The organism is Paenibacillus sp. JT31N11 (assembly GCF_056269285.1).
In genome coordinates this window covers 186,327-212,068 of record NZ_JBWDNQ010000004.1, presented here as the reverse complement: position 1 = coordinate 212,068, position 25,742 = coordinate 186,327, and the positions used below count along the sequence as shown (strand labels likewise).

The following is a 25,742-nucleotide window of genomic DNA, read 5'->3' as shown; positions in this document are numbered from 1 at the left end:
CAAGACACAGAAGAGTACGATAGCCTTACAAATTAAAGCGGTACCCTACCCCCCATACGGTTTCGATATATTGGGGCTTGGACGGGTTCAGCTCGATTTTCTCTCTCAGCTTGCTGATATGGACAGTGACGGTAGGCAGATCCCCCATCGAGTCGAGTCCCCAGATCCGTTCGAACAGCTCCTCCTTGGTGAACACCCGGTTCGGGTTTGTAGCCAAATAAAGCAGCAAATCATATTCTTTGGTCGTCAGCAGGGCTTCGCGGTCCTCCACAAATACCTTCCGCGGAAGCTTGTCGATGAACAAACCGCGGATCCGGATCTGATCCTTGGGGCTGCTCCCTGTTCCGGTGCTGCCTGTCAGCCGCTCAAAGCGGGACAGATGCGCCTTCACCCGCGCGACCAGCTCGCCAACGCTGAACGGCTTCACAATATAATCGTCCGCCCCCAGACCGAAGCCTCTGATTTTATCTACTTCCTCACGCTTGGCGGATACCATCAGAATCGGAATATGGGTCGTCTGGCGAATGGCCTTGCAAATATCGAACCCATTCACACCCGGGAGCATCAAATCCAGAATAATCATGTCGAAACTTTCCTTCATCGCCTGCTCCAGGCCTGCATCGCCGGTTGCCGCAATGTCCACGGTGAAGCCGCTCGCCACCAAATAATCCTTTTGCACTTCGGCGATTACAGAATCATCCTCTATGATCAAGATCCTTTTCATCATGCTCTCCCTTATACCCCTTCGGGGTTGTCAATGTGAACAAAATGGTCGTGCTCTCTCCCGGGACGCTTTCCGCCCATACCCGGCCCCCATGCTCCTCCACGATCTGCTTCACAATTGCAAGGCCCAGCCCGCTGCCCCCGGTATCGTTGTTCCTGGAGAGATCCGTACGGTAGAAGCGGTCAAAAATATGGGGCAGACCAGCGGCTTCGATGCCTCGTCCGTTATCCTTTATCGCTACCGTAATTTCCTGCAGCTGCTTGTTCTCAAACAGCTCAATACGGATTTCTTTCTCCTTTTTGTCCATATGCTTCAAGCTGTTATCGGCAATATTGGCAATTACTCTGCCCAGCTTCTCGCGGTCCACCACAGCCATTACCGGCTTGCCCTGTGTATGGTCATACATAATCCGGATCCCGCTGTACTGCGGATGCATATGAAGCTCATCCGCAAAGGCATGAAGGTAAGCATTAATATCGGTCTGTTCAAAATGAAACGGCAGCCGTCTCAGATCCAGCTTGGAGTACAGGAACAGCTCATCGATCAGACGATCCAGATGCGCCGCCTTGGAATGAATCATTTCAATATATTTGGCCTGCTTCTGCGGCGTATCGGCTATGCCGTCCCGCATCCCCTCGGCGCAGGCGGAAATGGCCGTGATCGGTGTTTTAAGATCATGTGAGATGTTGGAGAGCAGCTCCTTGCGGTTCTCCTCAGCCTGCAGCTGCGTATGAATCGACGCTCTCAGCCGTTTTCTCATCTCTTCGAAGGTGGCGCTTAATTGGCCGATTTCGTCTTTTCTGATTACCTTCAGCTCATTATCCAGATTGCCTTCCTTGATCTGCTCCGCCGCATGCTTCAGCGCATTAAGCGGCCTCAGAATTCCGCGGGATACCAGATAAGTCAGCAGCCCGTTGGTCAAGCCGACGATCAGGATCACGAATAGCAGCACGATTACAAAAAATAACCGGGCAAGATCGGCAAGCCGGTCTTCCTCCAAAATATACATGACACCGGGACTTCCGTCGTCAAGCGTAAAAGCGTATTTTAAAACCGTATAGTCAATGCCGTCTAATTTGAATGTATCGCTATGATAACCGCCAGCGCCGCTTGAATCAAACTCCCCAAGCCTGGGCAGGGCGGCAGCGCTGCTGTCTTCAATTGCCGGTGAACTATACCGGACTTTATCCCCTGCCGCGATAATCAGCCGGATATCAAGAGGGTCCAGCTCCTTCTCCGTTTTCTCCAGAAAAGCGGTGTCTTCGAGACGATCCGGCTCATGCCGGGCGAAGAAGGCAAGCCCCGAAGTCCATTCCGTTTTCTGGTCCATCGCTTCGCGGAATTCCTTGACATTCTCAAAATCCCCGATGATTCTGCTGAGCGGTTTGATCCCCAGCGCATCATTCAAGAACAGGGTTACCAGGATGACAGCCGTCAAGGCAAAGACAATAATCGGCACAACGACCATTGCGATATAAGACAGCAGTAATTTCTTGCGGATAGACATGCCAAGCGCCCCTGTTATAATGATTTGCCGGTAAATCTGAACAATCCGGCGGTATATCCTATTATACTGTACGCCGAGATAAAGACGAATATATTCATGAGCCTCAGCACCGGTACACTTGGCTGCAGCCACAGCTCATGCCAGTCGGTGTAGGCGAAGGGGGACCAAACAGCAGCTTCAGGCAGGAACAACGGGAGCACCTTCAATGCCGCATAAACTGCGATACAAACGACAATGGCCGTTGTGCTGCTTTTGAACCACTGAGCGACGAGTGCCGCGAATATGGCTATTACCGCCATCGGGAAGAAAGCGGCGAAATAAGCGCCCAGTCCCCTGGCTATTCCCCATGTGCTGCCGCCATCCGGAAGAAACAGTCCGGACAATGCGGAGGCCGCCCAGCCGCCGGCAAGCACAGCCGCGACAATAAGCGCCAGCGACAGCAGCTTGGCTGTGAATACTTTTGTCCGGGTAATCGGCCGGACCAGTGTGATTTTCAACGTCCGCATGGCGGTCTCGGCCGTGAAGGAATCGGCTGCGCACATGAACAAATAGAGCGGCAGCAGTACAGTGGTCAATATCCCCAGCATGATCAGCGGAAAATCATTGCCCACAATGGCCGAAATGCCTGCATTCCCTTGAACACGGGCGACCAGCCATGCGGCCAGGACCGGGATCAGGACGAGAAACAGCAGAAACCACTTCGTTTTGCGCTGCAGCCACCATTTTTCCAGCTCATTGATTATACCTGCAGTCAGACTATGCATGAGATACCCCTTCCCTGCTCTTTACGACCGCAGCCAGATAGTATTCTTCCATGGTGACGCCCTGCTGCTGCAGCTCATCCGCCTCGCCCTTGTGAATAAGCCTGCCGCCATTCATAATGCCGATGCGGTTTACGGTCATCTCCATCTCGTTCATCATATGGCTGGAGATCAGAAAAGCGGTCCCTTCCGTTTCCGACAGATGTCTGATAATGCGGCGAACGTCTATAATGCCCTCTACGTCAAGTCCATTCGTCGGTTCATCCAGAATGACCAGTCCCGGCGAGGAGAGCAGCGCTCCCGCAAGCGACAGCCGCTGCTTCATGCCAAGCGAGTAGCCGCTGACCTTCTCTCCCTTGTAGAGAGTAAGACCGACCATTTCCAGCACCTCATCAATCCGCTTTGCCGGCAGATCTTTATAGAACCTTGCCGCCTGCTTCAGATTGGCGTGACCGCTCATATATTCGTAAGCGTCCGCCGTCTCGATCACGCAGCCCGTGCCCGTCATCGCCAGCTCGAACCGGTCTGTAATTCTGCTGCCAAACAGCGTCACGCTTCCCGAATCCGCAGCGCAAAGACCCGTCAAAATCTTCAGCAAGGTCGTTTTACCCGCCCCGTTGGGGCCGAACAAGCCGAAAATGTCGCCTTTATTCAGCTTGAAGCTGATATCGCGTATGCCGCGGCCGTTTTTATATATTTTCGTTACTCCATCGATCTCCAGAATAGCCGGAGAAGCGCCTGTTCGCATATTATTCACACTCCTTTATGAAAAATTGGCGAAAAATCGGCCGGACAACGTTCATCTGGTATTGCTGTGTCCGGCCCGATGCTGTTTCCTGATGATTATTGCTGTCCGCCCCATTCTTCAGCCGGATCAACCGTTACCACTTGCTTGTTATCCATATCGATTACTTCGGGCGACGTGCTGTTATAAGCCGAGAGTCCGGCATCCAGCGTTACCGTTACGGTGTGATCGGCACCTGCTTCATCTTTGCCTGCTGCCTTGATTTGTACAGTTTGATGCTGGATGCGGTTATCCTTGCCGATAAGTGCATCCAGGCTGACCGCTTCAATCCGGACATCCTGCGCCAGTTCCGGAAGCTGCGGCTGCCATTCTCCGCCAAGCAGCTGCTGGTGAATGGAATCCGCAGGTCCCGCCGCATTATTATGTTCGCCTTGAGCGCCGCTGCCCGCATGTTTGATCAACAAGGAACCAATGGCATTGACGGCCGCAGGAATTTGGCTTCCCGTTAAATCCAGGGAGATGTGCTTGACGCCATCCGCCTGCTCATCCAGCTCCACCTGCTGCTTCACATTGCCGACCAGCGTATCAATGACATTTTCCAGTTCCTTGGGAAAACCGTCCCCGTCCGGTTCATGGTTTCCAAATTTGCGCTGCGCATGTTCCGGCGCTCCCTGCGGATCGATGACGTAATACATGTCATCCTTGCCGTTCTTGACAATCATCTGCTCATTCTGATGATACATATTCACCGCGATGGGCTCCGTGCCCTCTCCGCCCAATGTCAGCGAGCCGCTGGCTCCGCCCTGGTCTTTATCCAGCTTGAGCTTCGCCTTGGCATTCAGCTTCTCGGCGCCATTGTCGCTGACCGTAACCGACACATCGGCTGTAACGCTCTTCACATTGGTATTGGTCTTCAGCGCTTCCTTGTAAGCATCATAGCCTGCCGAGCCTGCGCTTGCGGTGAAGCCGCTGGCGACCAGCAGAACCGCACCTGCCGTTAACGGAATTCCAAAGGACAACCATTTCTTTTTCTTATTCATCTTTATTTCCTCCTGTTCTTGAAAGCCTCTTCGGTGAAGCTCCCTGGTGCTTCTTAGCGAAGCTCCCTGGTGCTTCTTAGCGAAGCTCCCTGTAAACAGAATACCGCTCAACCCTAAACCGCTCGTAAACCAGGTCTAAAGAAAGTATAAATTCGTCAAAAAGAAACGGCGGCGCCGTCCTTTGGCGATAGCGTTAGTTTGTTCCCTCAAACTTTACAGAAATGTACAGGCGCAGAACTTATCCATTCGATAAGGTCAAAAAAGATTGACCGATGCGTGATGACGGGCCTTGTGCATGAATAAATATAAGAAGTGGGACGGGTTAACAGGGGAAAGCCACGGGTAAATACAGATGTAACAACAGAAGGAGGCGGACTGGAATGGCTAAACTTGTGGGGCCGGATACAACCAAGACCAAGTCAAATGTTGTTCTCCAATACCCCGACAATGCGATCAATTCCCGAACAGACGGCACCGTGTATAAACGCAGATCCTTTATCGATTTTGCCCAGAACCTGTACTGCCGCTTTCAGGATGACGAGGTTCCCGCGCTGGGAGCTCAGCTGACATACTACCTGATTCTCTCGTTCTTCCCTTTTCTGATCTTCATCATTGCCGTTCTCAGCTTCGCCAATCTGACCATGCAGGATGTAATCGAGCAAATCCAGCTGATCATGCCCGAGCTCTCGACGAACACCATCAGCGACGCCTTCACCGAGATTCAGGCTTCCAGCAACGGGTCTCTGCTTTCAGTGGGGTTGATTATTACGTTATGGTCGGCATCCAACGGCATAAGCGCCGTCATGAAAGCCTTGAATAAAGCTTACGATGTGGAGGAAACGCGCCCGTTCTGGAAGGTTAAAGCGCATTCGCTCGTTTTTACGATTGTCTTGGCGCTTGTCATCCTGTTCAGCATGGTCATGCTCATCTTCGGCAGAGTGATCGGGGATATGCTGTACAAATGGACGCAGCTTCCAGGCAGCATCGATACCGTATGGGGATTCGCCCAGTACGTCATCCCCATCGTGGTGATGTCTGTCGTCTTCGCCTCCCTGTACCTGTTTGCTCCCAACCTGCGGCTGCATTTTCGCGAAGTGGTGCCGGGCGCGTTGTTTGCCACCTTCGGCTGGATCATAACCTCCTTATGCTTCTCCTTTTATGTCAATAATTTCGGCAATTATACGAAGACCTATGGAAGTATCGGCGGAATTATAGTCTTGCTTACCTGGCTGTATCTGTCGAGCATCATCATCGTGCTGGGAGGTGAAATTAACGCTTCGCTGCATTTCGATAAGCACGGCAAAATGAAAGCAAACTGCAAGCGCTTCTCCATCTCGCTGCCGTTCTTCAAACGAGGAAAAACGAAGCGCTCCTGAGCATCAGGCCATATGCGTTAGAATAGCAGCCCCTGAGGCTAATGCTTCAGGGGCTGCCGCTATGTCCTGCCTATGTAAAGCCGTGTACAAACCAGCCATGCGGAAAATCCATAAAATGCACATATTTTGAGCCCGGAATGGAAAGGATTCCAACATACGCCTGTCGAATAAAGCACAGATGCTTGAAAGGAATAAAAACAGAAAATAAGTGAAAAGAGGGAACATGCAATGAATCGGACAGGCTTTACGCCGGAGCTCCACCATGATCAATCCGGCCCCCAGGCACACTGGAAGAAACTATCTTTGAGAGCTCTCCTGGTGATTTCGCTGATGTCGCTGGCGCTGTTGTTAGCCGCCTGCGGAACCAAGCCTGACAACACCGGCGGAAACGCGGCGGGCAATACCTCGGGGAACACATCAGGAAACACGTCAGGAAACACGTCAGGAAACACCAATACGCCTCCTGCGGAAACGGGTGACGCTGCGGGCAATACGAACAGCGGAGGCGCAGCTGACTCATTTGCTTCTGAGGATGATCCCATAGTCACGATTGAAATGGAAGACGGCAAAACGATTGAGATCGAGCTTTATCCCAAGGCTGCGCCGAATACGGTCAACAACTTTGTCTCTCTCGTCAAAAAGGGTTTCTATGACGGCCTGACCTTCCACCGCGTCGTTCCCGGGTTCATGATCCAGGGCGGCGATCCGGACGGCAGAGGCTCGGGCGGACCCGGCTACGCCATCAAGGGCGAATTCAGCCAGAACGGCGTACAAAACGGTTTGCTTCATGAGCGCGGCGTCATCTCCATGGCGCGGGCTCAGGATATGGATTCCGCAGGCTCGCAATTTTTCATTATGGTGGATGCCAACACCGGTCTGGACGGCGCCTATGCCGCTTTCGGCAAAGTGACCAAAGGTCTGGAGACCGTTGACGCCATCGTAAGCGTCCCAACCGATGGAAGCGAGCTCGCGGTCACTCCTCCTAAAATGAAAAAGGTAACCGTCGATACCAAAGGCGTGGATTATCCGGAGCCTGAGACAATCACCCCGTAGAGGGAATGAGGGCTTACACAGGTTTCCAAATAGCAAACCCACAGCAAACAAAGCAAAACCCTGACCAAGATGGTCAGGGTTTTTACTTTGTTTGTGCCATGCTGCATATAGTCCAGTCATACCAAGGCATGAACTTCACAGGCCAGTCTGATCGGGAAGCGCCGGAGGCTCCGCATCCTGATGCAGCGGCAGTATAATTTCGAAGGTGGTCCCTTCGTTCAGCTTGCTGTTCACCCGTACGCGTCCGTTATGCTTCTCGATGATCTGATAGCTGATCATAAGGCCAAGACCTGTACCCTTCTCTTTGCTGGAGTAGAAAGGCTCCCCCAGCCGGGCAATCCGATCCTCGGAAATGCCGCAGCCCTGATCGCTGATGCCGATGATCAGATGATCCGCATCGAGCTGCTCGACCGTTACGATGATCTGGCCGCCCTGGGGCATGGCCTCGATCGCATTTTGCAATATATTCGCAAGCGCCTGCTTGATCTGATTTTCGTCGCATTCCAGATACATTTGCTCATTACCCAGATTGGAGATAATCTGAACATTGCTTATAACCGCGTTTGTTTCCATCAATATAATAATATTGGACAAAATCACGCCAATATCATTCATCTTGAATTCAACTTCCTGCGGCTTGGCCAGCATCAGGAACTCGCCGATAATGGATTCGATCCGATCCACCTCCGAGAGCATCAGCTGATAGTAGCTTTCGTTTTTTTTATCCGTAGTCCGCAGCATCTGCGTAAAGCCCTTCAGCACGGTAAGCGGATTGCGCACCTCATGCGCAACTCCCGCAGCCAGCTGACCCACAGCCATGAGCTTATCGGATTTGCGTATGAGCTCCTCCGCTTCCTTCTTGGTCGTAATGTCCTGAAATTGCACAATATAATAAAGCGGCTTGTTGTGGTCGTCTCTGACAACTGTCGTATTCAACAGGCCCCATACCACATGCCCCGATTTATGAATAAACCGGCTCTCCATTTCATACCACGGGATTTCGGCAATCAGCAGCCGTGTCGTGTTGTCAAGATGATCATCCAGATGATCCGGATGCAGGATGCCATGGAACCGCAGCTCGGCAAGCTCGGACTCCGTATATCCCAATATATCGCAGAATGAATAATTCGCTTCCAGAAAGCGCCCATTAATATCAATCAGAGCGATGCCTGCGGCCGCATAATTGAACACAGTCCGAAACCGTTCTTCAATCTGCTTGTCGGCCTTCTCGATCTGCTGGCGCTCTGTCAAATCCGCCACTTCGGTTATCAGAAACAAATGAATCCCGTGGAACAGCTTCATCATCCCATGAATTTCCAGAGGAAAAATCGAATGGTCCTGTCTGATTCCCCTTGCCTGCCATACAATATTCTTATTCTTATTCTTATTACCCTTGACCTCTTCCTCTTCGATCAGATAGGTCCGTCTGTCGCGGGGATGAATCAGTTCAAGGAGCTCCATGCCAATAAGCTTGTTCCTGTCATAGCCAAATAAACGTGAAGCATCGGAATTTATTGTGATAATCTTCCCGTTTTTTACCACAATCATATAGGGAAGTATTTCTTCCAAAAAGGTTTCGAGTACGTTTTCCCCATCTGCGTTTTCAAACATAAGAAGTATTCCCACATCATATTCCCCTTTGAAGGCAGAGTACAGCTCCACACATTACAAAGCTATGTGAAATCGTCATCTTGATGTCATCACTATTCATCATAATTGTTAACCGTACCATTTTCAACTTAATCATATGCGTTCATGCTTTAAACAGGATTATGAAAAAAAAGCGCCCTGCTTTGTACAGAGCGCTTTACGTCCGGATAGTCGAAGAACCTCAAACTTGGTCGTACCGATTATTTCCACACTACTTTTTCACCGTAATCTTTTCCCCAATTGTACATCATGCGCAGGATCGGCATCAGGCTCTCGCCATAATCGGTCAATGTATATTCGACCCGCGGCGGAACTTCGGCATACACCTTGCGGTGCACCAATTGATCGTCCTCCAGCTCGCGCAGCTGGTTGGTCAGCATCTTCTGGGTGATGGAGGGAATAAGCCGTTTCAGCTCACTGAAGCGCTTGGTGCCTTCCAGACCCAGATGCCACAAAATAATCAGCTTCCATTTGCCGCCGATAACTGCAAGCGTCAGCTCCTTCTCGCAATTGATTTCTGTGAGATTAATCCGTTCCTTCAGCTCGTTTGCCACACCGGCTGCCCCTTTCTGTCTGCATTTCCCATTTCTTCTTACCCTCTCAAACCCTGCAGGAACGCCAATAGTATACTGGTGGTGACTACACCACTTGCAAGTGCGTACTTCTTAAATAGAAACGATAGCTATAGAATAAGCCTTGGATCTGAACATATCAACACAAATCGAATAGGAGTGATCAAATTGGAATTGCAATTAGCGCTTGATCTGGTTAATATCCCGGAAGCCAAAGCATTGGTGAAAGAAGTCGAAGCTTATATAGACATTGTAGAAATCGGAACCCCTGTCGTTATTAATGAAGGTTTGCATGCAGTCAAAGCGATCAAGGAAGCTTTTCCCAACCTGAAAGTATTGGCCGATCTCAAAATTATGGATGCCGGCGGTTACGAGGTCATGAAAGCCGTCGAAGCGGGAGCGGACATCGTGACCGTGCTAGGCGTAGCTGAGGATTCCACGATCCGGGGCGCCGTAGAGGAAGCGGCCAAAACAAACAGGAAGATACTGGTGGATATGATCAGTGTCAAAAATATCGAAGAGCGGGCAAAGGAGCTTGACGCGCTCGGCGTGGATTATATCTGTGTCCATTCCGGCTACGATACCCAGGCGGAGGGCAAAAACTCCTTCGAGGAACTGACCGCGATCAAACGCGTCGTCAAAAACGCAAAAACAGCCATAGCCGGAGGAATCAAACTATCCACGCTTCCGGAAGTTATTGCGGCCAAGCCTGATTTGATCATAGTAGGCGGCGGTATTACAGGTCATGACAATATCCAGACGGCTGCTTCCCAAATGCGGCAATTAATCAAGCAAGGTTAGTCCAATGGGGATTAATTCGTACACGGACAAAATAATCGGAGAGCTCTCCCGCAGCCTCCGGGCCGTTCCCGAGGATGCGGTGGAACAGCTGGCAGAAGGCATCCTCGCGTCGAGGAAAATATTCGTCGCCGGCGCCGGCCGGTCCGGACTGATGATGAAGGCGCTGGCCATGCGCCTGATGCAGGCCGGGCTTGACGCTCATGTAGTTGGCGAAACCATAACGCCCGGCATCGCCAAAGAAGACATGCTGATTATCGGCTCTGGCTCGGGCGAAACGAGCAGCCTTCTCTCCATGGCCGGCAAGGCGGGAGGCATCGGGGCGACGGTCGTCCTTGCGACAATCTCCCCCGCTTCCTCCATCGGGAAGCTGGCGGATATCGTGATTCCGATCCCCGCTTCCCCGAAGGAACGGACGGGTGAGGGCGTAGTTACCGTACAGCCCATGGGCTCGTTGTTTGAGCAGAGCATTCTCCTGCTGTTCGACGCTCTGATCCTGCGTTTGATGGATCATCGGAAGCTCGACTCATCCTCAATGTTTGGCAATCATGCCAATCTGGAATAAGTATACGCCGCCCCCGCCCTTTTGCAGCGGGGGCGGTTTTTTTTGCGCGTTGATCGGGTCCCCAATTTCTATCGACGCAAAGTTCAAATGATGTCAACAGCATTCATGACGAAACCTCCTTTTCCTTTGATTGATCTTGGAAGCGTTCTATTCTACGATTATTTCAACCCCTTTAATCAAAGACTATACAAGAGGGGAATTTTTTATGGGAGGTTAACAGGATGTCTGAACAACTTACTGGCCGGCAAGCATCCACAGGCGGGGTCAAAGTTTCCGTGCAGCGTTTCGGGCGTTTTCTCAGCGGGATGGTTATGCCGAATATCGGCGCTTTTATCGCCTGGGGCTTGATTACGGCTTTATTTATCCCGACGGGCTGGATACCCAACGAATATCTCGGCAAGCTTGTTGATCCTATGATCACCTACCTGCTGCCCCTGCTTATCGGTTATACAGGCGGTCAAATGCTCCACGGCACGCGCGGAGGCGTTATTGGAGCCATCGCCACGATGGGGGTTATCATTGGCTCGGATATTCCGATGTTCATCGGAGCGATGATTGTCGGTCCCTTGTCCGCATGGATCCTCAGGGCCTTCGACAGATCCGTGGAGGGCAAAATCCGCTCGGGCTTCGAAATGCTGGTCAACAACTTCTCCGCCGGTATTATCGGAGGCGCGCTTGCTCTTGGAGCTTACACCGGCATTGGTCCGGTCGTAGAGAAAGCGAGCCAATTGCTGGCTTCCGGCGTGGAGGCCCTGATCAATGCAGGCCTGCTGCCCTTGGCCAATATTCTCATTGAGCCGGGCAAAATCCTGTTTCTGAACAATGCCATCAATCATGGCGTGCTGGGGCCGATCGGGCTCGAGCAGGCTTCCAATACGGGCAAATCGATCATTTTCATGCTGGAGTCGAATCCGGGACCCGGTCTTGGCATTCTGCTTGCTTACTGGTTCGTGGGAAAAGGCCTTACGAAGCAGTCTGCGCCGGGAGCGGCCATCATTCATTTCTTCGGCGGCATTCATGAAATTTATTTTCCTTATATTCTGATGAACCCGCGGCTTATCCTTGCAGTAATCGCAGGCGGGGTTACAGGCAGCTTCACCTTCACGATCTTCAATGCCGGGCTTGTCGCCACTCCATCCCCGGGCAGTATATTCGCCTACATTGCGATGGCGCCCAAGGGTGGATTGCTCGCCGCACTCAGCGGTATACTGACCGCTGCGGTTGTCTCTTTTCTGGTTGCCTCGCTGCTGCTCAAAACAAGCCGCAAAGCGGAAGAAGAAGGCGATCTGGAGCTTGCGCAGCAGAAAATGCAGCAAATGAAAAGTGAAGCCAAAGGGACCGCTGCAGCCGCAGTCGCAAATGCCGCTTCGGTTCCAGGGGCTGCTGTCAAAGCAAAAGCGGATGTTTCCAAAATCGTGTTCGCCTGCGATGCCGGCATGGGTTCAAGCGCGATGGGGGCCTCTATACTGCGCAAGAAAATCAAGGCCGCAGAGATTCCGGTAACGGTGACCAATACCGCCATCAGTGAAATCCCGGCCGATGCGGACATCGTCATCACCCACAGGTCGCTGACGGACCGCGCCAGACAGAAGTCTCCCGAAGCAGAGCATATTTCCATCGACAATTTCTTGAAAAGTCCTGAATATGACGAGCTTGTAAACAGGCTGAGCGTATCCTAATAGATCGAGGATTGATGCCGATGAACCTATCCAAGAGACAGCGACAAATTATTGAATTGCTGCTTAACAAGCAGGGCGAGCTGACGTCGGGCGAAATTGCCGAAGCCATCAAGGTCAGCTCGCGGACGATTCACAGAGAGCTGGCTCAGGTGGAGGAGGCCCTGAGGGACGCCGGCATCTCTCTTCTTAAGAAATCCGGATCAGGCATCCAGCTTGAAGCGGAGCAGGACAAACTTGAAGCCTTCAAGCAGCAGCTCTCCAGGATGAATCCCGATCATTTCACCGCAAGAGAAAGAAAGGTGCTCATTCTTTGCTGGCTGCTGGAAAGCCCGGAACCCGTCAAGCTGTTCCTGCTTGCCCATGATCTGCATGTAGCCGTTCCGACCGTCACCGCCGATCTGGATGAAATCGAGGATTGGGTCGTCAAGCAGGGACTCGCTCTGGTCAGACGGCGCGGATACGGGGTGCAAATCATCGGGCCGGAGGCTGCGCTCCGGGGAACGATCGCAAGGCTCGCCAGGGAGCAGCTGGACGATTCTGAATTATTCGGCCGGTTCGACGAGCAGCCTGCCGATCCGCTGTCTGGCGAGCTGCTGAATATGATCGGAAGAGAGGATAGTTTCTTCAAAGTCGAGAAGGCCCTGTGGCAGCTGGAGGATCAATGGCCGACAACCTTGTCCGAAGCCGATTATACGATGCTTCTTATCTCCCTGTCGGTCAGCTTGACCCGGATCCGCAAGGGGAGAACGATTTCCCCCGCTGAGGCTTCGGGAGCTCAGGGCATGGAAGGCGCGGACAGCGGAGAGCAGGCCAGGCTTCGCATGTTCGTGGATATGATGGGCATCACACTCCCGGAAGAAGCCTCCTATATCGGGCAGCAGCTCGCTGACTGGAATAAGCAGCAGGTGATTAATCCTTTGCTGGCCGATAATTTGCAGCTGGCTGACACCATTGTCCGGATGATCCGGATTGTCGAAGACAGGCTCGGAGTAGAGTTAATGCAGGACCGCACGCTGCTTGACGGGCTGATCCGTCATGCCGGACCGGCCCTGCAGCGTCTGCGTGAAGGGATCGCAATCCGAAATCCGCTGGTAGCCCAGATCAAGAAGGATTACGAGAAGCTGTTCCTCATTGTCAGGCAGGCAGTCAAAGACACCGTTGCCGAACCGTCCGTTCCCGATGAGGAAATCGGCTTTCTGGTTATGCATTTCGGCGCTTCTCTGGAGAGATTGAAGCAGTTTCCGCGGCATGTCCGCGCCCTTCTCGTATGCACCAGCGGAATCGGTTCATCCAAGCTGCTGGAAGTGAGAATAAATAAAGAGCTTCCCCAGATTGATCTGATCGGTCGCGCTTCCTGGTTCGAGGCTTCGCGATATCCGGAGGATCAGTATGATCTGATTATTTCAACCGTCGATCTGCCGGTTGAACCGGACCGTTATATCAAGATCAGCCCTCTGCTGACGGCTGAGGAAGCGGTTAAGCTGCGAACCTACATTCAGACCATTACCTTAAACCGTCTTCCCTCCGTCAGACAGGAGAGCTCTCTTAGCAGCGATGCACTGGAGAGGCTGCGGCGGATGAGCCGGTATTCGGCGATCATCCTGTACATTCTGGATCAATTCGAGTGCTATCGCGAGGATATTCCTCCGGATGAATTTCATCTGAAGGGCATTTTATCCCGTCTGTGCGCCAGGTTGCGGCGCAGAAATGCCATCGACCGTATTGAACCGATTGTAAACCAGCTGCTGGAGAGGGAATCGTATGGCAGCCAGATCATTCCCGACACGAAGCTGGCCTTATTCCATACAAGAAGCGAATTTGTTCCGCGTCCTGTGCTCTGCCTGTTCACGCTGGATCAGCCGCTGCTGCTTGATGATCAGAAGCCTGTCCATCAGATTCTGCTCATGCTTGCGCCCTTGAAGCTGTCCTCCGACAGCCTGGAGGTGCTGAGTGAAATCAGCAGCATGCTCCTGTCCAGCGAGCTGATTCATCTGCTGGAGCAGGGAGACAAGGCGTCCATACAGCAATTTTTCTCCCATGAGCTCGAGGCTTTTCTGCAAAACAAAATGGAATGGAGTGATTGACCTGTGAGCATTTTATCGAGAGACAAAGTAAAATTAAATGTTCAGGTGAAGGACAAATATGAGGCGATCCGTGTTGTGGGCCAGATGCTGGTTGATGCAGGCCACGTACCATCCGAATATATCGGCAAAATGATTGAACGGGAGGACAGTCTGTCCACCTATCTTGGAGGGGGACTTGCTATCCCCCATGGCACCAATGATGCCAGAAGTCTGATCCGCTCCACCGGCATGTCCATTGCCATTGTTCCGGACGGCATTGATTTCGGTGAAGGGGAACCCGCTTACCTGATTATCGGAATTGCCGCCGCCGGCGACGATCATCTCGAGATTCTGACTCATGTGGCCGAGCTTGTATCTGATGACGACACGCTTGAGACCATTCTCCATACCGCTGACAAGGATGAGCTGCTCCGCATCTTCGAGCAGGGTATGGAAGCATGAAGGCGGTCCAGTTCGGCGCGGGCAATATCGGCAGAGGCTTTATCGGGCTGCTGCTGTCCCGTTCCGGCTTCGCCGTAAGCTTCGTCGACGTCAACGAAAACCTTGTCAATCTGCTTAATGCGCGGAAGCAGTATGAGGTCATCCTTGCCAATGCCGCTTCGGACGCTGCAATCGTACGGCAGGCTGCCGCCATTAACGGAAACGACATCGATCAGGTGACGCGGGCCGTAGCCGAGGCGGATTTGGTGACGACGGCGGTAGGGCTGCCGGTTCTGAAAGCTATTGCCGCGGGGATAGCCTCAGGCATCGAGCTCCGCCTGCAGAGCAGCATTCCTGCCCCGCTGCATATCATTGCCTGCGAGAATGCCATAGGCGGGAGCACGCAGCTCAAAGCCCATGTGTACAGCCATCTGTCAGCCGAATATCAGCAGCTTGCGGACCGCTTTATCCGGTTTCCCGATGCGGCTGTCGACCGGATCGTCCCGCTTCAGCATCATGACGACCCGCTGATGGTTACGGTTGAGCCTTTTCATGAATGGGTCGTTGACGGCTCTTCCCTCCTGGAAGGCTTCCCTGTTATCGAAGGCATGCATCTTGTTTCGCATTTAGAGCCGTATATCGAACGCAAGCTGTTTACTGTCAACACGGGCCACTGCTGCGCCGCTTATCACGGTTACCTGCGTGGTTACGCCACAATTCAGCAAGCGATGAAGGATGAGGCCGTTCAGTCCGAAGTCCGGAATACATTGCAGGAGACTGGCGCCATGCTGATCCGAAAATACGGCTTCGACGAGCAGGAGCATATGGATTATATCAGCAGCATAATGGCGCGGTTCATCAATCCATATCTGATGGATGAGGTTGTACGTGTGGGACGTTCCCCGGTCCGCAAGCTGTCGCCGGATGACCGGCTTATACGTCCGGCACTGGCCGCCCACGCGCTCGGTCTGGAGGTTGCCCATCTGGCGCGGGCTGCGGCTGCCGCCCTAAGGTTCAATTATAAGGAAGATCCTGAGGCTGTACAGCTTCAGGAGTCCCTTGCCCGGTATGGCCTGCATCCGACTATCACTATTTATACCGGAATTCCTGAGACCCACTTTGTTCATCAGGAAATCGCGCGACACTATGAGGCGTTGAATTAATGAAGAAGCGGCGCCGCCGTCTTTTGACGGGCAGGTAAGTTTCTTCTCTAATGGATAATAGTGAAACTTATCCATTCGATAAGTATAGAAGAAACGGCTGAAGCCGTCTTTTAGCGGTAAAGTTAGTTTCTTCCTCAATGAGCAAGTATGGAGATATTTTATCTTTCTTATATTTCAAGAGGATCCAGCTTAAAAAAGGAGGGTATGCCAACATGCCGAGCTTATTAATAACAGGCATCCCGGCTTCACCCGGCTATGCCATTGCTCCTGCGTTCAGACTTCAATCGGATGCGCATATCCCGCAGCCTGAAACAGTTGCCGATGCAGAGCTGGAAACAGAGCGTTTCCAACATGCCCTGCAGCAGGCGCGCACAGAGCTTGAAGCGATTCGCGAATCGACGGAGCAGCGGCTTGGAGGCGGGAAAGCCGAAATATTCGAGGGCCATCTGCTCCTGCTGGAGGATCCTGATTTGATCGATGTCGCCATCGACAAGATCCGGACGGATCTCGCAAGCGCCCCTTATGCGCTTTATGAAACCGCCCAGACATTCATTCAGGCGCTCAAAGCGATGGAGGATGAGCTCCTGCAGGCCCGGGCAGTCGATATTGAAGATGTAACCGGACGGGTCATCAACATCCTGCGGGGCAGCTCCACCCGGACTCTCTCCGACATTACTGAGCCTTGCATCCTCATCGCCCGGGACTTGACCCCTTCGGATACCGCCCAGCTTAATCCGGATATGGTGAGAGGATTTATTACGGAGGCCGGCAGCCGCACTTCCCACTCCGCCATCATGGCACGCTCGCTCGATATTCCGGCTATTGTCGGAGCGGGAGCGCAGATTATGGCGGTCTCCACCGGAACGCAGATGATTATCGATGCCCTGGCGGGCGAAGCCATTATCGGTCCAAGCGAGGAGGAGCTCACGCGGTATCAGGATAAACGTTCCGAGTACGAGTCCAGAGCGGCTGAGCTGAGCAAACTGAAGAATCAGCCGACTGTGTCCTCCGACGGGCATCATATCGAGCTTGCCGCCAATATCGGCAGTATACAGGATGTGCAGAAAGCCATTGACAACGGAGCGGAGGCCATCGGATTGTTTCGCACCGAGTTTCTTTATATGGGGCGCAGCTCTCTGCCTACGGAAGAAGAGCAGTTCAACAGCTATAAATATGTGCTTGAAAAAATGCAGGGCAAGCCCGTTGTTATCCGCACGCTGGACATCGGCGGGGACAAGGAGCTTCCTTACCTGAATCTGCCCATGGAAAGCAACCCATTTCTTGGCCTTCGGGCGCTGCGCTTCTGTCTGGCGAATGAAAGCCTGTTCCGTACACAGCTTCGCGCTCTGCTGCGTGCAAGCTCATACGGAAATCTCAAGATTATGTTTCCGATGATATCCGTGACGGAGGAGCTGCTGGAAGCGAAACGCCTGCTTCGCGAGGAGCGGGAAAAACTGCTTGCGGAAGGCATTCCGGTAAACTTGCAATTGGAAGTGGGTATGATGATCGAGGTGCCGGCTGCGGCGATTGCGGCAGATCTGTTCGCCAAGGAGGTTGATTTCTTCAGCATCGGCACCAATGATCTGATTCAATATACGATGGCGGCCGACCGGATGAACGAGACGGTCTCCTATCTGTACCAGCCCCATCACCCTTCCATTCTCCGGCTGGTGGCGATGATTATCCGCGCCGCGAAGCGCGAAGGAAAATGGGTCGGGATGTGCGGAGAAATGGCCGGCGACGCGGCGGCCGTCCCGCTGCTGCTCGGACTCGGGCTGCATGAATTCAGCATGAGCGCCGGCTCGATACTTGCGACAAGGGAACTTGTTGCCGGACTCCCGTTCGGCACCTGGAGCCAGCTGGCCGAGCAGGCGCTCTCCATGGGCAGCCAGCGGGAAGTGAAGGATTTCGTTCAGGCGAATACGCAAGGAGGAAAACAATAGGATGCAAACTCAAACCTTTACCATCGTGAATCCGACCGGCTTCCATGTAAGACCGGCCAAGACATTCGTGCAGACCGCAAGCGGTTTTCCCTGCAAAATCACGGTCATCAACAAAGGCAAGAAGGTGAATGGCAAAAGCTCGCTCAGCATGCTGACACTGGGCATTGCCGCAGGGGAGGATGTCACCCTGGAGATTGACGGCGAGCAGGAAGCGGAAGCCATGCAGACACTCGGCCAGCTGCTTGTTCAAATTCACGAATAGCTTCAGATGTCAGAGATTAGCAGTCAAAGAGGCCGGCTCCAGTTAACGAGCCTGCCTCTTTGGCTTTATTGCTTGTTTGCAAGATCGATTTGCGGCAGATCAACGCTCAGTTGTGATCGTTGGATTGTTCAGTGGAACTTCTCTCGAACTCGGCATGTCGTCCTTATTCCTTTACGCTTCCCAATACAATGCCTTTCATAAAGAAACGCTGCAGGAACGGATAGACAATGAGAATCGGCAGCGCACCCAGGAAAATCTGGGCGGCCTTGGCTGTCCGGTCGTTCACTTCAGCAAGTGAAGCCATGTCGGCGGATGATACCAAAGACAGGTCGCGATTGATTACAACGGTCTGCAGATAGCTCTGGAGCGGATAATGGTCGGGAGAATTCATGAAGATCAGCCCGTCGAACCAGGAATTCCAATGATTGACCGTGGCAAACAGCGTAATGGTGGCCAGAGCCGGCAGGGATAAGGGCACGAATATCCGCCATAACGTCGTCCAGTGTCCCGCCCCGTCAATAAACGCCGCCTCCTCCAGCTCCTTCGGCAGTCCGCGGAAGAAATTGAGCAGCAGGATGACGTTAAAGACTGGCACCGCCGAGGGCAGCACCAGCGCCCAGATCGTATCCATGATGCCGGTGTACTTGATCGTCATATACAGCGGAATCAGGCCCCCGCTGAACAGGATGGTCACTACAAACACCCAGGCGTAGAACGTGCGCAGCGGAAATTTCCTGTTATCCTTGGCAAGCGGATAGGCAACCATGATGGTAAGCACCATATTGACGACGACACCGATACCGACACGCTGAAGGGTCACTAGGATAGAATTGAAAAAAGCCGGTTTCTTCAAGACGAACTCGTAAGAGCTGAGTGTGAATTCCACCGGCCAGAACTTGACGAACCCCGCCTGTGCCGCACCGCTGGAGCTGAAGGATACAGCCAGCACATGAATCAGCGGCAGCAGGCATATGACAGAAAGCAGGCAGAGAAACAGATAGTTGAAGCCGATAAATATCCGTCGGCTGAATGAATAATGTTCTACCATGGCTTCTGCTCCTTTCCTTAACTAGAAGATGCGATAGTTGGCAAAGCGGTACGCAATATAATAAGAGAGTGAGATAAAGACCATGGACACCATGGATTTGAACAGGCCGACCGCCGTTGCCACACCATATTGGGCGTCAATCAAGCCTATCCGGTAAACAAAGGTATCGATAATGTCCCCTGTCTCGTACACCTGAGGACTATATAAATTGAACACCTGATCGAATCCGGCATTCAGCACATTTCCCAAACTTAGCGTGAGCAGAAGGATAATGATCGGCGCCATGCCCGGAAGCGTAACATTGAGCGTTTGCTTCCAGCGGTTGGCTCCATCGACAATCGCCGCCTCATAGAGAGCCGGATTAATACTCGTCAAGGCGGCCAAATACACGATCGTGTTAAACCCGAATTCCTTCCAGGCATCGGATGCCACCAGCACATAACGGAACCATGAATTATCGCCCAGAAAATAGATCGGCTCTATGCCGAACAAGCCAAGGAATTGATTGACGATCCCATTGGACGGGGACAGGATATCAATCAGAATCCCGCCAAGAATAATCCAGGAAAGGAAATGAGGCAAATAGATCAGCGTCTGTACACCGCGTTTGACAAACTCCTTCTTGACCTCATTGAGCATAAGCGCAGTAATAATCGGTACGACAAGGCCTGCCACGATCTTCATTAGGGCAATGTAGACGGTGTTCAGAAGGATCAGCTTCGTCTCCGGCATTTCCAGGACATAACGGAAATTATCGAGTCCAGACCATTTGGAGCCAAAAATCCCCTTGGCCGGCACGAAATTCTCGAAGGCAATAATGAATCCGAACATGGGACCATAATGATAAATGAGAATGAGGATAAGTCCCGGCAGGATCATGAGATGCAGCGGGAGCTGTCCGCTCCATTTTTTCAGCGACATACGGCACCTCCTCAACGTTATTTAATAGAAACCAAAAGTGATTCGGCGGATGCCGTGAACGAGGGAAAGACGGTATTCTCCCCCTCATTCCGGCTAACAATTACTTGTTTTTAGCCCACTCATTCACCTCGGCCGTAATCTCGTCACCGCCAAGCTTTTTCCAATCTTCAACAAATTTATCAAAACTATCGATGGGATCTCCCATTATAATCTTGGTAAACACCTCCAGCTCGCGTTTTTGCAGGTTGGATTCCTTCTGTACCATTGCCGGTGTAGGCGCCCCGTAGAATTCAGTCATTTTCAATCTGTCGGAATTGACATAGTCATTAATGATGACGAAAGAGCCTGTTTTGCCGAAAACCTTGTCGTATGCCCAACCAAGCGGATCCTCGTTGGAGCCATTCAGGAAAGCAACGATTTTACCGTAATTGTCCGTTTCCTCCGGATTAAGAGCAGATGTGTCTTTGCTGTCAAGCGCTGCCGATACATGAAGATGAATATCCAGGTTTTTACGTGCAGGCCAGGCAACAAATGGCGGGAATTTATGATATTCGAAGCCATCGCTTGTGAAATGTGCGGCATAATTCTCCGGTGTCGTCGTTTCTCCCCATCCGGTCTCCACAAACAGGTTCATCATTTTCAACAGCGCTTCAGGATTTTTCGCATCTTTTTTAACTGCATAATATTTGCCGACCGCGAAGCCGACCTGAGGGGTCACAGGCTTGTCGTCGGCGGATGGAACAGCGTATGACTGCCACTCTGCAGTGGGGTCATTCTTCTTGGTGTCAACGAGCGGCCACAGTGGATTCGACATGCCTCCGAATTCGATTCCCAGCTTGCCGGATGCCGTCAGCTCCGCTTCTTTCCCGCCGTCTTTGACCCCGAATTCCTTGTCGATCTGGCCTTTTTTGTATAGATCCTGCAAAGCGGCGAGCGCCGTCTTCATCTCCAGCTGAATGCTGCCGTATACGATGCTGCCTTCCGCATCCTTAATCCAGCTTTTTGGGTAAGCATGATAGGCGTTCATAAAACCGGTGATATCGGCAAAGCCTCCGTACAAATCTTTGTTTAGAGCAATGCCGTAAGTGTCGTCCTTCCCATTCTTATCCGGATCCTGCGTGGTGAACGCTTCCGAGATGGTCAGAATATCCTGCATCGTTTTGGGCTCGGGCAGATTAAGCTCCTTCAGCCAATCGCTGCGGATCCATACCATAGCCGCCCCGTCCATCGAGGAGCCTGTACTTGGAATCGCCATCAGTTTACCGTCAAATGTAGCCGATGCCAGGGCGTTAGGACCGTCCTGGTTCAGTACTTCTTTGAGAAAAGGGGAACCATATTTTTCATAGATTTCAGTCAAATCCATCAATTCGCCCGCATCCTGCAGCTGCTGCAGCTGCTTGGAGCTTACCGGGATAAAATCAGGGAGATCTCCCGAGGCGATGGACACATTCATTTTCTGCTCGCCCTGTCCTCCCGCCTGGTCACCGCTGACTACCCATTGATTTTTAACCTTGATGCCAAGCTTATCTTCAATCGTTTTCGTCCATACATTGCTCTCTATGGAATCGCCTGCGGGATATTTATAGGTGTCGTTGACGATCCGAACTGTAGAAATCTCGATAGGGGGATCAAACTTCCCAAGGTATGGTTCCGGCTCGCTGGCACTGGCATTGCCGGTTCCATCCGTATTATTCGTTTCCGTATTTGTTGCGGTCGCCTGGTTGCCTCCATCTGCTGTATTGGAGCTTTCCTTATTGTTGCCGGAGCTGCAAGCGGTTACAAAAAGCATAATACATACGAGCGTCAGAATTGCCGTCCATCTTGTGGGCTTGCTCATTTTTTCGAACCTCCCTATTTAGTGTGGTTGCTATATTTCCAGTTTAAGGGCAGGCCATAAATGCGTAAATGTCACTCTGTTCTGATTTGTTATCTTCTGTTTGGTTCATGTCTTGGCGCGGAACTCCTGAGGTGTCAGATTCAGCCGTTTCTTGAAAAAACGCGTAAAATAACCTGCGGTTTCGAAACCGACCTTCTCCGCAATTTCATGAATCTTCAGCGGCGTCGTCTCCAGGAGCTCCTTGGCTTTCTCCAGACGGATCCGGGCAATATACTCCGAGAGATTATTTCCTGTCGATTGTTTATACAAAACAGACAGATAGGTCGGATTCAAATACACGATCTCCGCAAGCTTCGTCAGCGACAGATCGCCATCCAGATGATGGCAGATATGCTGATGCAGCTTATTGATCACCTGTGAAGTCCGTTCATCCTGAAGCTCCCTGCGCCGGGCGAGAATCAACGAGGACAGCGTGAGGAAGGTTTGGGCGGTCTGCTCGCTGGTAGAGTGTGTCGATAGATTGAATAAGCCTTCAAGGTCGATATCGCTTCCGTCGGTTCCGGGATTCAACCATTCCAGCTGGGCCAGCAGCAGGGCTGCTACCGAATAATAGACCTGCACATAATCAGCGAATTTGGTTGGCCGGCCCAGCACTTCCTTCAGGTATTCGATAAACGGTTCTTCCAGCCCCTCGTTCATCAGCCGCTCCAGCTTATCCATCATCATTCTGACCGGAGGAAGCGGATCGCTGCCGCCGCCCTCATCCAGCGGATCTACGCTCATGAGCATGCCAACTCCCGTTCCAATTCCAAGAACCAGCTTATGCCTCATATTGGCGTACGCCCGGGACAGTCCCGTCCATGTTACAGGGTACGCAGGGCTGATGAAGGACACCGGCTGTTCCAGCAGGCGAAGACAGGTCTCTTGGACCGATTCCAGCGTTCCCTGAACGAAGGAGCCTGTTTTCCTCCAGAGAGCCGCCGAATGGCATGCCTTGACCTCATCCGTTTCATGGCCGGAGGGCTGAATCAGCAGCACGAGATGATTGGCATCCAGATTTACGGAGAAAAAAACGGCTGTTTCAAAAAACTCCGCCGCAATATTTTGAATAGCGTACAAAATCAGCATTTGATCCGGAGAATTGGCGTTCTCCTCTGAGCGGTCAATGCGCCCGATTACAGGGATCAGTTCCAGGTCAAGAGACAGCGGGATATCCAGCTCCTGCATTCTCGCCTGAACCATGCTCCCGCTAAAATGAGGATCCAGCAGGGAGGTGAACCATTCCCTGTGCAGCAGGGGGAGCGCTTTGTGCATCTGTTCCTTGGCCTGCAGCATGAACTGGTCGCTCCGCGTCTCTTCCCTCAAATCCTCCATCGCCTTGCGGATGCTGCGGAGAATCGCTTCGTCGCCTTCGGTTTTCAAAATATAATCGACCGATCCTGTCCGAATCGCCTCCTGGGCGGTTTGCAGCTCGCGGATACCGGTAAGGAAAATAATTTTGCAGCGGGGCCACTGGCTGACCACCCACTTCTGCAGCTCCAGACCTGTCATACCCGGCATGCGGATATCGCTCAAAACAATATCCATCTTCGTCCGTGTCAGCCACTCCACCGCTTCTTCCGGCGCATAGGCGCGATAAAGCTCAAGCTCCAGATCTGCGGTATTTTCCAGCATTTCATATAAGCCGTCAACAGTGTATGGCTCATCGTCCACGATCAACAGTCTGATCATCCCGGCATTTCCCCTTCCCTCGGCAGAGTCATGGTTACTTTCAGGCCTTTCTCTTCACCTGTCTCGAGGGTCAATCCTCCGAGGCCGCCGTATCTGATCTGGATGCGGCGATGCACGTTCAGAAGTCCCGTATGCTCATGTGCCTGATCGTCCTGATGAAGCTTGCTCTGAAGCTCGCGCAGCTTCTCCTCGTCGATTGTCCCCCCATTATCCTCGACGATGATGACGATCTTATCCGGCAAGCAGATGATGCGGACACGAATCCATCCGCCTTTGCGCTTATGCTCCAGCCCGTGATTGTAGCAGTTCTCAATCAGAGGCTGCAGGATAAGACGGGGGACCGCAGCGGCTCCCGCTTCTTCCGGCAGTTCATCGAATTCCACTTGAATTCGGCTCCCGAAGCGGACCGACTGAATTTCGGCATAGGTGCGAGCATGCTTGATTTCGTTCTCCAGTGGAACCTCGTCCGCCCCGTCGCGTGTAATGAATTCAAAATACTCCCCGAGATGCTTGGTAAAATAAATGACGTTGTCATGGTCCTTGAGCATGGCCATCCGGTACAGAATGAAATAGCTGTTATATAGAAAATGCGGATTGATCTGCGATTGCAGATGGCGCAGCTCGGCTGTACGCGCCCGGTACTGCTGCTCGTACACCTCATGCACCAGCACATCCAGACGCTTGACCATCCCGTTGAATTGCCCGTATAAATAACCGAATTCATCCTTGAGCGGATAATTCATTTCCAGATTGAAATGACCCTGCTCAATCCGCCTGAAGGACCTCACCAGTTTCTTGAGCGGCTGGTGGATAATCAGATAGATGCTGTAGGAGAACAGCAGCACAATAAATATCGAGGCAATAGACAGGGCAGAGAACCAGGACCGGTAGGAATCAAGCGATGCGGTCACGCTTTTGCTTGGAATATACATGAACAGCGTCATGCCAAGTCTTGTGGAGGACTTCGAAACCACCATATACGGGTCATCGTTCAGCGTGACCTCGCGGATCTCCGCTTCATGGGCGGCGCTTGACGCATGACTCATCCCCGCCTCCTCCAGCATGCCGGCATCGGCTTCATTGCGTGTTCCGCTGACCGTCCAGGACATCCCCTCCCCGGCCAGAATAGCGCCGCCCCCTTCATTGGTGAACTCCTTGAGGACATCGGCCAGCTCCTTCCGGGAAATCTCCACTGTCAGCAGGAACACCGGCTTCTGATCGCTGGAGACAGCCGGGTCCGGATAAGGCAAGCTGATGAATATCCGGTCCTGCCACACGAGGAATGGAGACTCAAAACGATTGGTCGACTTCGCGAGTGATTGAAATTGATCCTCATTAAACGAGGTGAAAATATTATCGTTAGCCGATACCGTCCGGTTCATCGACGGAATAAAAGCGCTTGCATTTTCAACAAACTTGCTGGAGCGCTTGAGGATATCCAGTCGTTTCTTCAGGCCCAGCTGCGCCTGCATCTTCTCGATCTCGGACATAACCTCCGCGGAGGAGGATAGCTTGAGCAGATCCTCGTCATTGACATACTCCTGCAGCAGCGAGATCACCCGGCTCAGGTCGAATTCCAGCATGTTCACGTACAAGGAAGTCCGCGACAGCAGCGACTGGGTAATTTCCTTCTCCACTGTGCCCGAACCGGCGTCATTCATCCGCCAGCTGATCAGATACATCGGGCTGAGTATGACCAGAAAGGTTAGCACCAGCTTGGGGTATATCGACAATGAAGTCATCCTGTTCCATATGTTCATGCTCCCACTCCAATCCTGGATCGTTGTGTGACTGCTTCTGCTTGTTGACTTGGATCCTCATACGGCGGATGCTGAACATGAAATCATTCGATTACATATTCAA

General features: G+C 52.3%; 22 protein-coding genes. 10 read left to right on the top strand and 12 right to left on the bottom strand.

The annotated features are described in order from the left end of the window. Positions 1 to 25 precede the first annotated feature (25 nt). From AC0YNV_RS16820 to AC0YNV_RS16800, 5 genes are all read right to left on the bottom strand, one after another. Positions 26 to 724 (bottom strand): response regulator transcription factor, encoded by a 699-nt coding sequence (locus AC0YNV_RS16820; protein ID WP_475769360.1) that lies wholly within the window; start codon positions 722 to 724, stop codon positions 26 to 28. Continuing rightward, positions 696 to 2,231: a sensor histidine kinase gene (locus AC0YNV_RS16815; RefSeq protein WP_475769082.1), complete on the bottom strand. Its 1,536-nt coding sequence runs from the start codon at positions 2,229 to 2,231 to the stop codon at positions 696 to 698. Before AC0YNV_RS16815 ends, AC0YNV_RS16820 begins: the two co-directional genes overlap by 29 nt. Positions 2,232 to 2,245: 14 nt before the next feature. Then, positions 2,246 to 2,995: an ABC transporter permease gene (locus AC0YNV_RS16810; protein WP_210045547.1), complete on the bottom strand. Its 750-nt coding sequence runs from the start codon at positions 2,993 to 2,995 to the stop codon at positions 2,246 to 2,248. Further along, positions 2,988 to 3,740 (bottom strand): ABC transporter ATP-binding protein, encoded by a 753-nt coding sequence (locus AC0YNV_RS16805; protein ID WP_475769081.1) that lies wholly within the window; start codon positions 3,738 to 3,740, stop codon positions 2,988 to 2,990. Before AC0YNV_RS16805 ends, AC0YNV_RS16810 begins: the two co-directional genes overlap by 8 nt. Positions 3,741 to 3,835: 95 nt before the next feature. After that, positions 3,836 to 4,777, bottom strand: a complete 942-nt coding sequence (locus AC0YNV_RS16800; RefSeq protein ID WP_475769080.1) for a hypothetical protein — start codon at positions 4,775 to 4,777, stop codon at positions 3,836 to 3,838. Between the two features lie 380 nt (positions 4,778 to 5,157). Here AC0YNV_RS16800 and AC0YNV_RS16795 point away from each other — a divergent pair, with 380 nt between their 5' ends. Continuing rightward, a complete protein-coding gene (locus tag AC0YNV_RS16795; protein WP_475769079.1) occupies positions 5,158 to 6,153 on the top strand; it encodes a YihY/virulence factor BrkB family protein in 996 nt (331 codons plus the stop codon). A 228-nt stretch (positions 6,154 to 6,381) separates the two neighbouring features. Beyond that, positions 6,382 to 7,206 (top strand): peptidylprolyl isomerase, encoded by an 825-nt coding sequence (locus AC0YNV_RS16790; RefSeq protein ID WP_475769078.1) that lies wholly within the window; start codon positions 6,382 to 6,384, stop codon positions 7,204 to 7,206. Positions 7,207 to 7,341: 135 nt separating this feature from the next. Here AC0YNV_RS16790 and AC0YNV_RS16785 read toward each other — a convergent pair whose 3' ends face one another. Then, complete coding sequence (locus tag AC0YNV_RS16785; RefSeq protein WP_475769077.1) at positions 7,342 to 8,832, bottom strand: PAS domain S-box protein; 1,491 nt, start codon at positions 8,830 to 8,832, stop codon at positions 7,342 to 7,344. 224 nt (positions 8,833 to 9,056) lie between these two features. Further along, a complete protein-coding gene (locus tag AC0YNV_RS16780; RefSeq protein WP_210045541.1) occupies positions 9,057 to 9,410 on the bottom strand; it encodes a winged helix-turn-helix transcriptional regulator in 354 nt (117 codons plus the stop codon). Positions 9,411 to 9,596: 186 nt separating this feature from the next. On the opposite strand from AC0YNV_RS16780, the gene hxlA reads away from it, so the two are divergent. From hxlA to AC0YNV_RS16740, 8 genes are all read left to right on the top strand, one after another. Continuing rightward, positions 9,597 to 10,229 carry a 3-hexulose-6-phosphate synthase gene (gene hxlA / locus AC0YNV_RS16775; protein WP_210045540.1) on the top strand — a complete coding sequence of 211 codons (633 nt, stop codon included), beginning with the start codon at positions 9,597 to 9,599 and terminating at the stop codon, positions 10,227 to 10,229. Between the two features lie 4 nt (positions 10,230 to 10,233). Next, a complete protein-coding gene (hxlB, locus tag AC0YNV_RS16770) occupies positions 10,234 to 10,791 on the top strand; it encodes a 6-phospho-3-hexuloisomerase (protein ID WP_475769076.1) in 558 nt (185 codons plus the stop codon). A gap of 221 nt (positions 10,792 to 11,012) precedes the next feature. Next, a complete protein-coding gene (locus AC0YNV_RS16765; RefSeq protein WP_475769075.1) occupies positions 11,013 to 12,470 on the top strand; it encodes a PTS mannitol transporter subunit IIBC in 1,458 nt (485 codons plus the stop codon). Between the two features lie 20 nt (positions 12,471 to 12,490). Further along, a complete protein-coding gene (locus AC0YNV_RS16760) occupies positions 12,491 to 14,554 on the top strand; it encodes a BglG family transcription antiterminator (protein ID WP_475769074.1) in 2,064 nt (687 codons plus the stop codon). A gap of 3 nt (positions 14,555 to 14,557) precedes the next feature. Beyond that, positions 14,558 to 14,995, top strand: coding sequence for a PTS mannitol transporter subunit IIA (locus AC0YNV_RS16755; RefSeq protein WP_475769073.1), 438 nt, complete (start codon positions 14,558 to 14,560; stop codon positions 14,993 to 14,995). Then, the gene (locus AC0YNV_RS16750) at positions 14,992 to 16,137 is read left to right on the top strand and encodes a mannitol-1-phosphate 5-dehydrogenase (RefSeq protein WP_475769072.1); all 1,146 of its coding nucleotides are present in this window, start codon (positions 14,992 to 14,994) and stop codon (positions 16,135 to 16,137) included. Before AC0YNV_RS16755 ends, AC0YNV_RS16750 begins: the two co-directional genes overlap by 4 nt. A 212-nt stretch (positions 16,138 to 16,349) precedes the next feature. Next, on the top strand, positions 16,350 to 18,080 hold the full coding sequence (gene ptsP / locus AC0YNV_RS16745; protein WP_475769071.1) for a phosphoenolpyruvate--protein phosphotransferase: 1,731 nt from the start codon (positions 16,350 to 16,352) through the stop codon (positions 18,078 to 18,080). A gap of 1 nt (position 18,081) precedes the next feature. Then, positions 18,082 to 18,342, top strand: coding sequence for an HPr family phosphocarrier protein (locus AC0YNV_RS16740; protein WP_210045533.1), 261 nt, complete (start codon positions 18,082 to 18,084; stop codon positions 18,340 to 18,342). Positions 18,343 to 18,505: 163 nt separating this feature from the next. Here the strand turns inward: AC0YNV_RS16740 and AC0YNV_RS16735 are convergent, their stop codons facing one another. The 5 genes from AC0YNV_RS16735 to AC0YNV_RS16715 form a co-directional block, all read right to left on the bottom strand. Beyond that, positions 18,506 to 19,390 (bottom strand): carbohydrate ABC transporter permease, encoded by an 885-nt coding sequence (locus AC0YNV_RS16735; protein ID WP_475769070.1) that lies wholly within the window; start codon positions 19,388 to 19,390, stop codon positions 18,506 to 18,508. A 21-nt stretch (positions 19,391 to 19,411) separates the two neighbouring features. Then, positions 19,412 to 20,311, bottom strand: coding sequence for an ABC transporter permease (locus AC0YNV_RS16730; protein WP_475769069.1), 900 nt, complete (start codon positions 20,309 to 20,311; stop codon positions 19,412 to 19,414). Between the two features lie 100 nt (positions 20,312 to 20,411). After that, on the bottom strand, positions 20,412 to 22,148 hold the full coding sequence (locus AC0YNV_RS16725) for an extracellular solute-binding protein (RefSeq protein WP_475769068.1): 1,737 nt from the start codon (positions 22,146 to 22,148) through the stop codon (positions 20,412 to 20,414). 105 nt (positions 22,149 to 22,253) lie between these two features. After that, entirely contained in the window at positions 22,254 to 23,879 is a 1,626-nt protein-coding gene (locus tag AC0YNV_RS16720; RefSeq protein ID WP_475769067.1) for a response regulator transcription factor, read from the bottom strand. Next, the gene (locus tag AC0YNV_RS16715) at positions 23,876 to 25,639 is read right to left on the bottom strand and encodes a sensor histidine kinase (protein WP_475769066.1); all 1,764 of its coding nucleotides are present in this window, start codon (positions 25,637 to 25,639) and stop codon (positions 23,876 to 23,878) included. Before AC0YNV_RS16715 ends, AC0YNV_RS16720 begins: the two co-directional genes overlap by 4 nt. Between the last annotated feature and the right edge of the window lie 103 nt (positions 25,640 to 25,742).

Coding starts and splice junctions, on each gene's coding strand:
- AC0YNV_RS16810 (WP_210045547.1), bottom strand. CDS start 2,995: ATGCATAGTCTGACTGCAGGTATAATCAATGAGCTGGAAAAATGGTGG.
- hxlB (WP_475769076.1), top strand. CDS start 10,234: ATGGGGATTAATTCGTACACGGACAAAATAATCGGAGAGCTCTCCCGC.
- AC0YNV_RS16765 (WP_475769075.1), top strand. CDS start 11,013: ATGTCTGAACAACTTACTGGCCGGCAAGCATCCACAGGCGGGGTCAAA.
- ptsP (WP_475769071.1), top strand. CDS start 16,350: ATGCCGAGCTTATTAATAACAGGCATCCCGGCTTCACCCGGCTATGCC.
- AC0YNV_RS16820 (WP_475769360.1), bottom strand. CDS start 724: ATGAAAAGGATCTTGATCATAGAGGATGATTCTGTAATCGCCGAAGTG.
- AC0YNV_RS16740 (WP_210045533.1), top strand. CDS start 18,082: ATGCAAACTCAAACCTTTACCATCGTGAATCCGACCGGCTTCCATGTA.
- AC0YNV_RS16715 (WP_475769066.1), bottom strand. CDS start 25,639: ATGAACATATGGAACAGGATGACTTCATTGTCGATATACCCCAAGCTG.
- AC0YNV_RS16725 (WP_475769068.1), bottom strand. CDS start 22,148: ATGAGCAAGCCCACAAGATGGACGGCAATTCTGACGCTCGTATGTATT.
- AC0YNV_RS16815 (WP_475769082.1), bottom strand. CDS start 2,231: ATGTCTATCCGCAAGAAATTACTGCTGTCTTATATCGCAATGGTCGTT.
- AC0YNV_RS16800 (WP_475769080.1), bottom strand. CDS start 4,777: ATGAATAAGAAAAAGAAATGGTTGTCCTTTGGAATTCCGTTAACGGCA.
- AC0YNV_RS16735 (WP_475769070.1), bottom strand. CDS start 19,390: ATGGTAGAACATTATTCATTCAGCCGACGGATATTTATCGGCTTCAAC.
- AC0YNV_RS16790 (WP_475769078.1), top strand. CDS start 6,382: ATGAATCGGACAGGCTTTACGCCGGAGCTCCACCATGATCAATCCGGC.
- AC0YNV_RS16720 (WP_475769067.1), bottom strand. CDS start 23,879: ATGATCAGACTGTTGATCGTGGACGATGAGCCATACACTGTTGACGGC.
- AC0YNV_RS16805 (WP_475769081.1), bottom strand. CDS start 3,740: ATGCGAACAGGCGCTTCTCCGGCTATTCTGGAGATCGATGGAGTAACG.
- AC0YNV_RS16760 (WP_475769074.1), top strand. CDS start 12,491: ATGAACCTATCCAAGAGACAGCGACAAATTATTGAATTGCTGCTTAAC.
- AC0YNV_RS16795 (WP_475769079.1), top strand. CDS start 5,158: ATGGCTAAACTTGTGGGGCCGGATACAACCAAGACCAAGTCAAATGTT.
- AC0YNV_RS16730 (WP_475769069.1), bottom strand. CDS start 20,311: ATGTCGCTGAAAAAATGGAGCGGACAGCTCCCGCTGCATCTCATGATC.
- AC0YNV_RS16750 (WP_475769072.1), top strand. CDS start 14,992: ATGAAGGCGGTCCAGTTCGGCGCGGGCAATATCGGCAGAGGCTTTATC.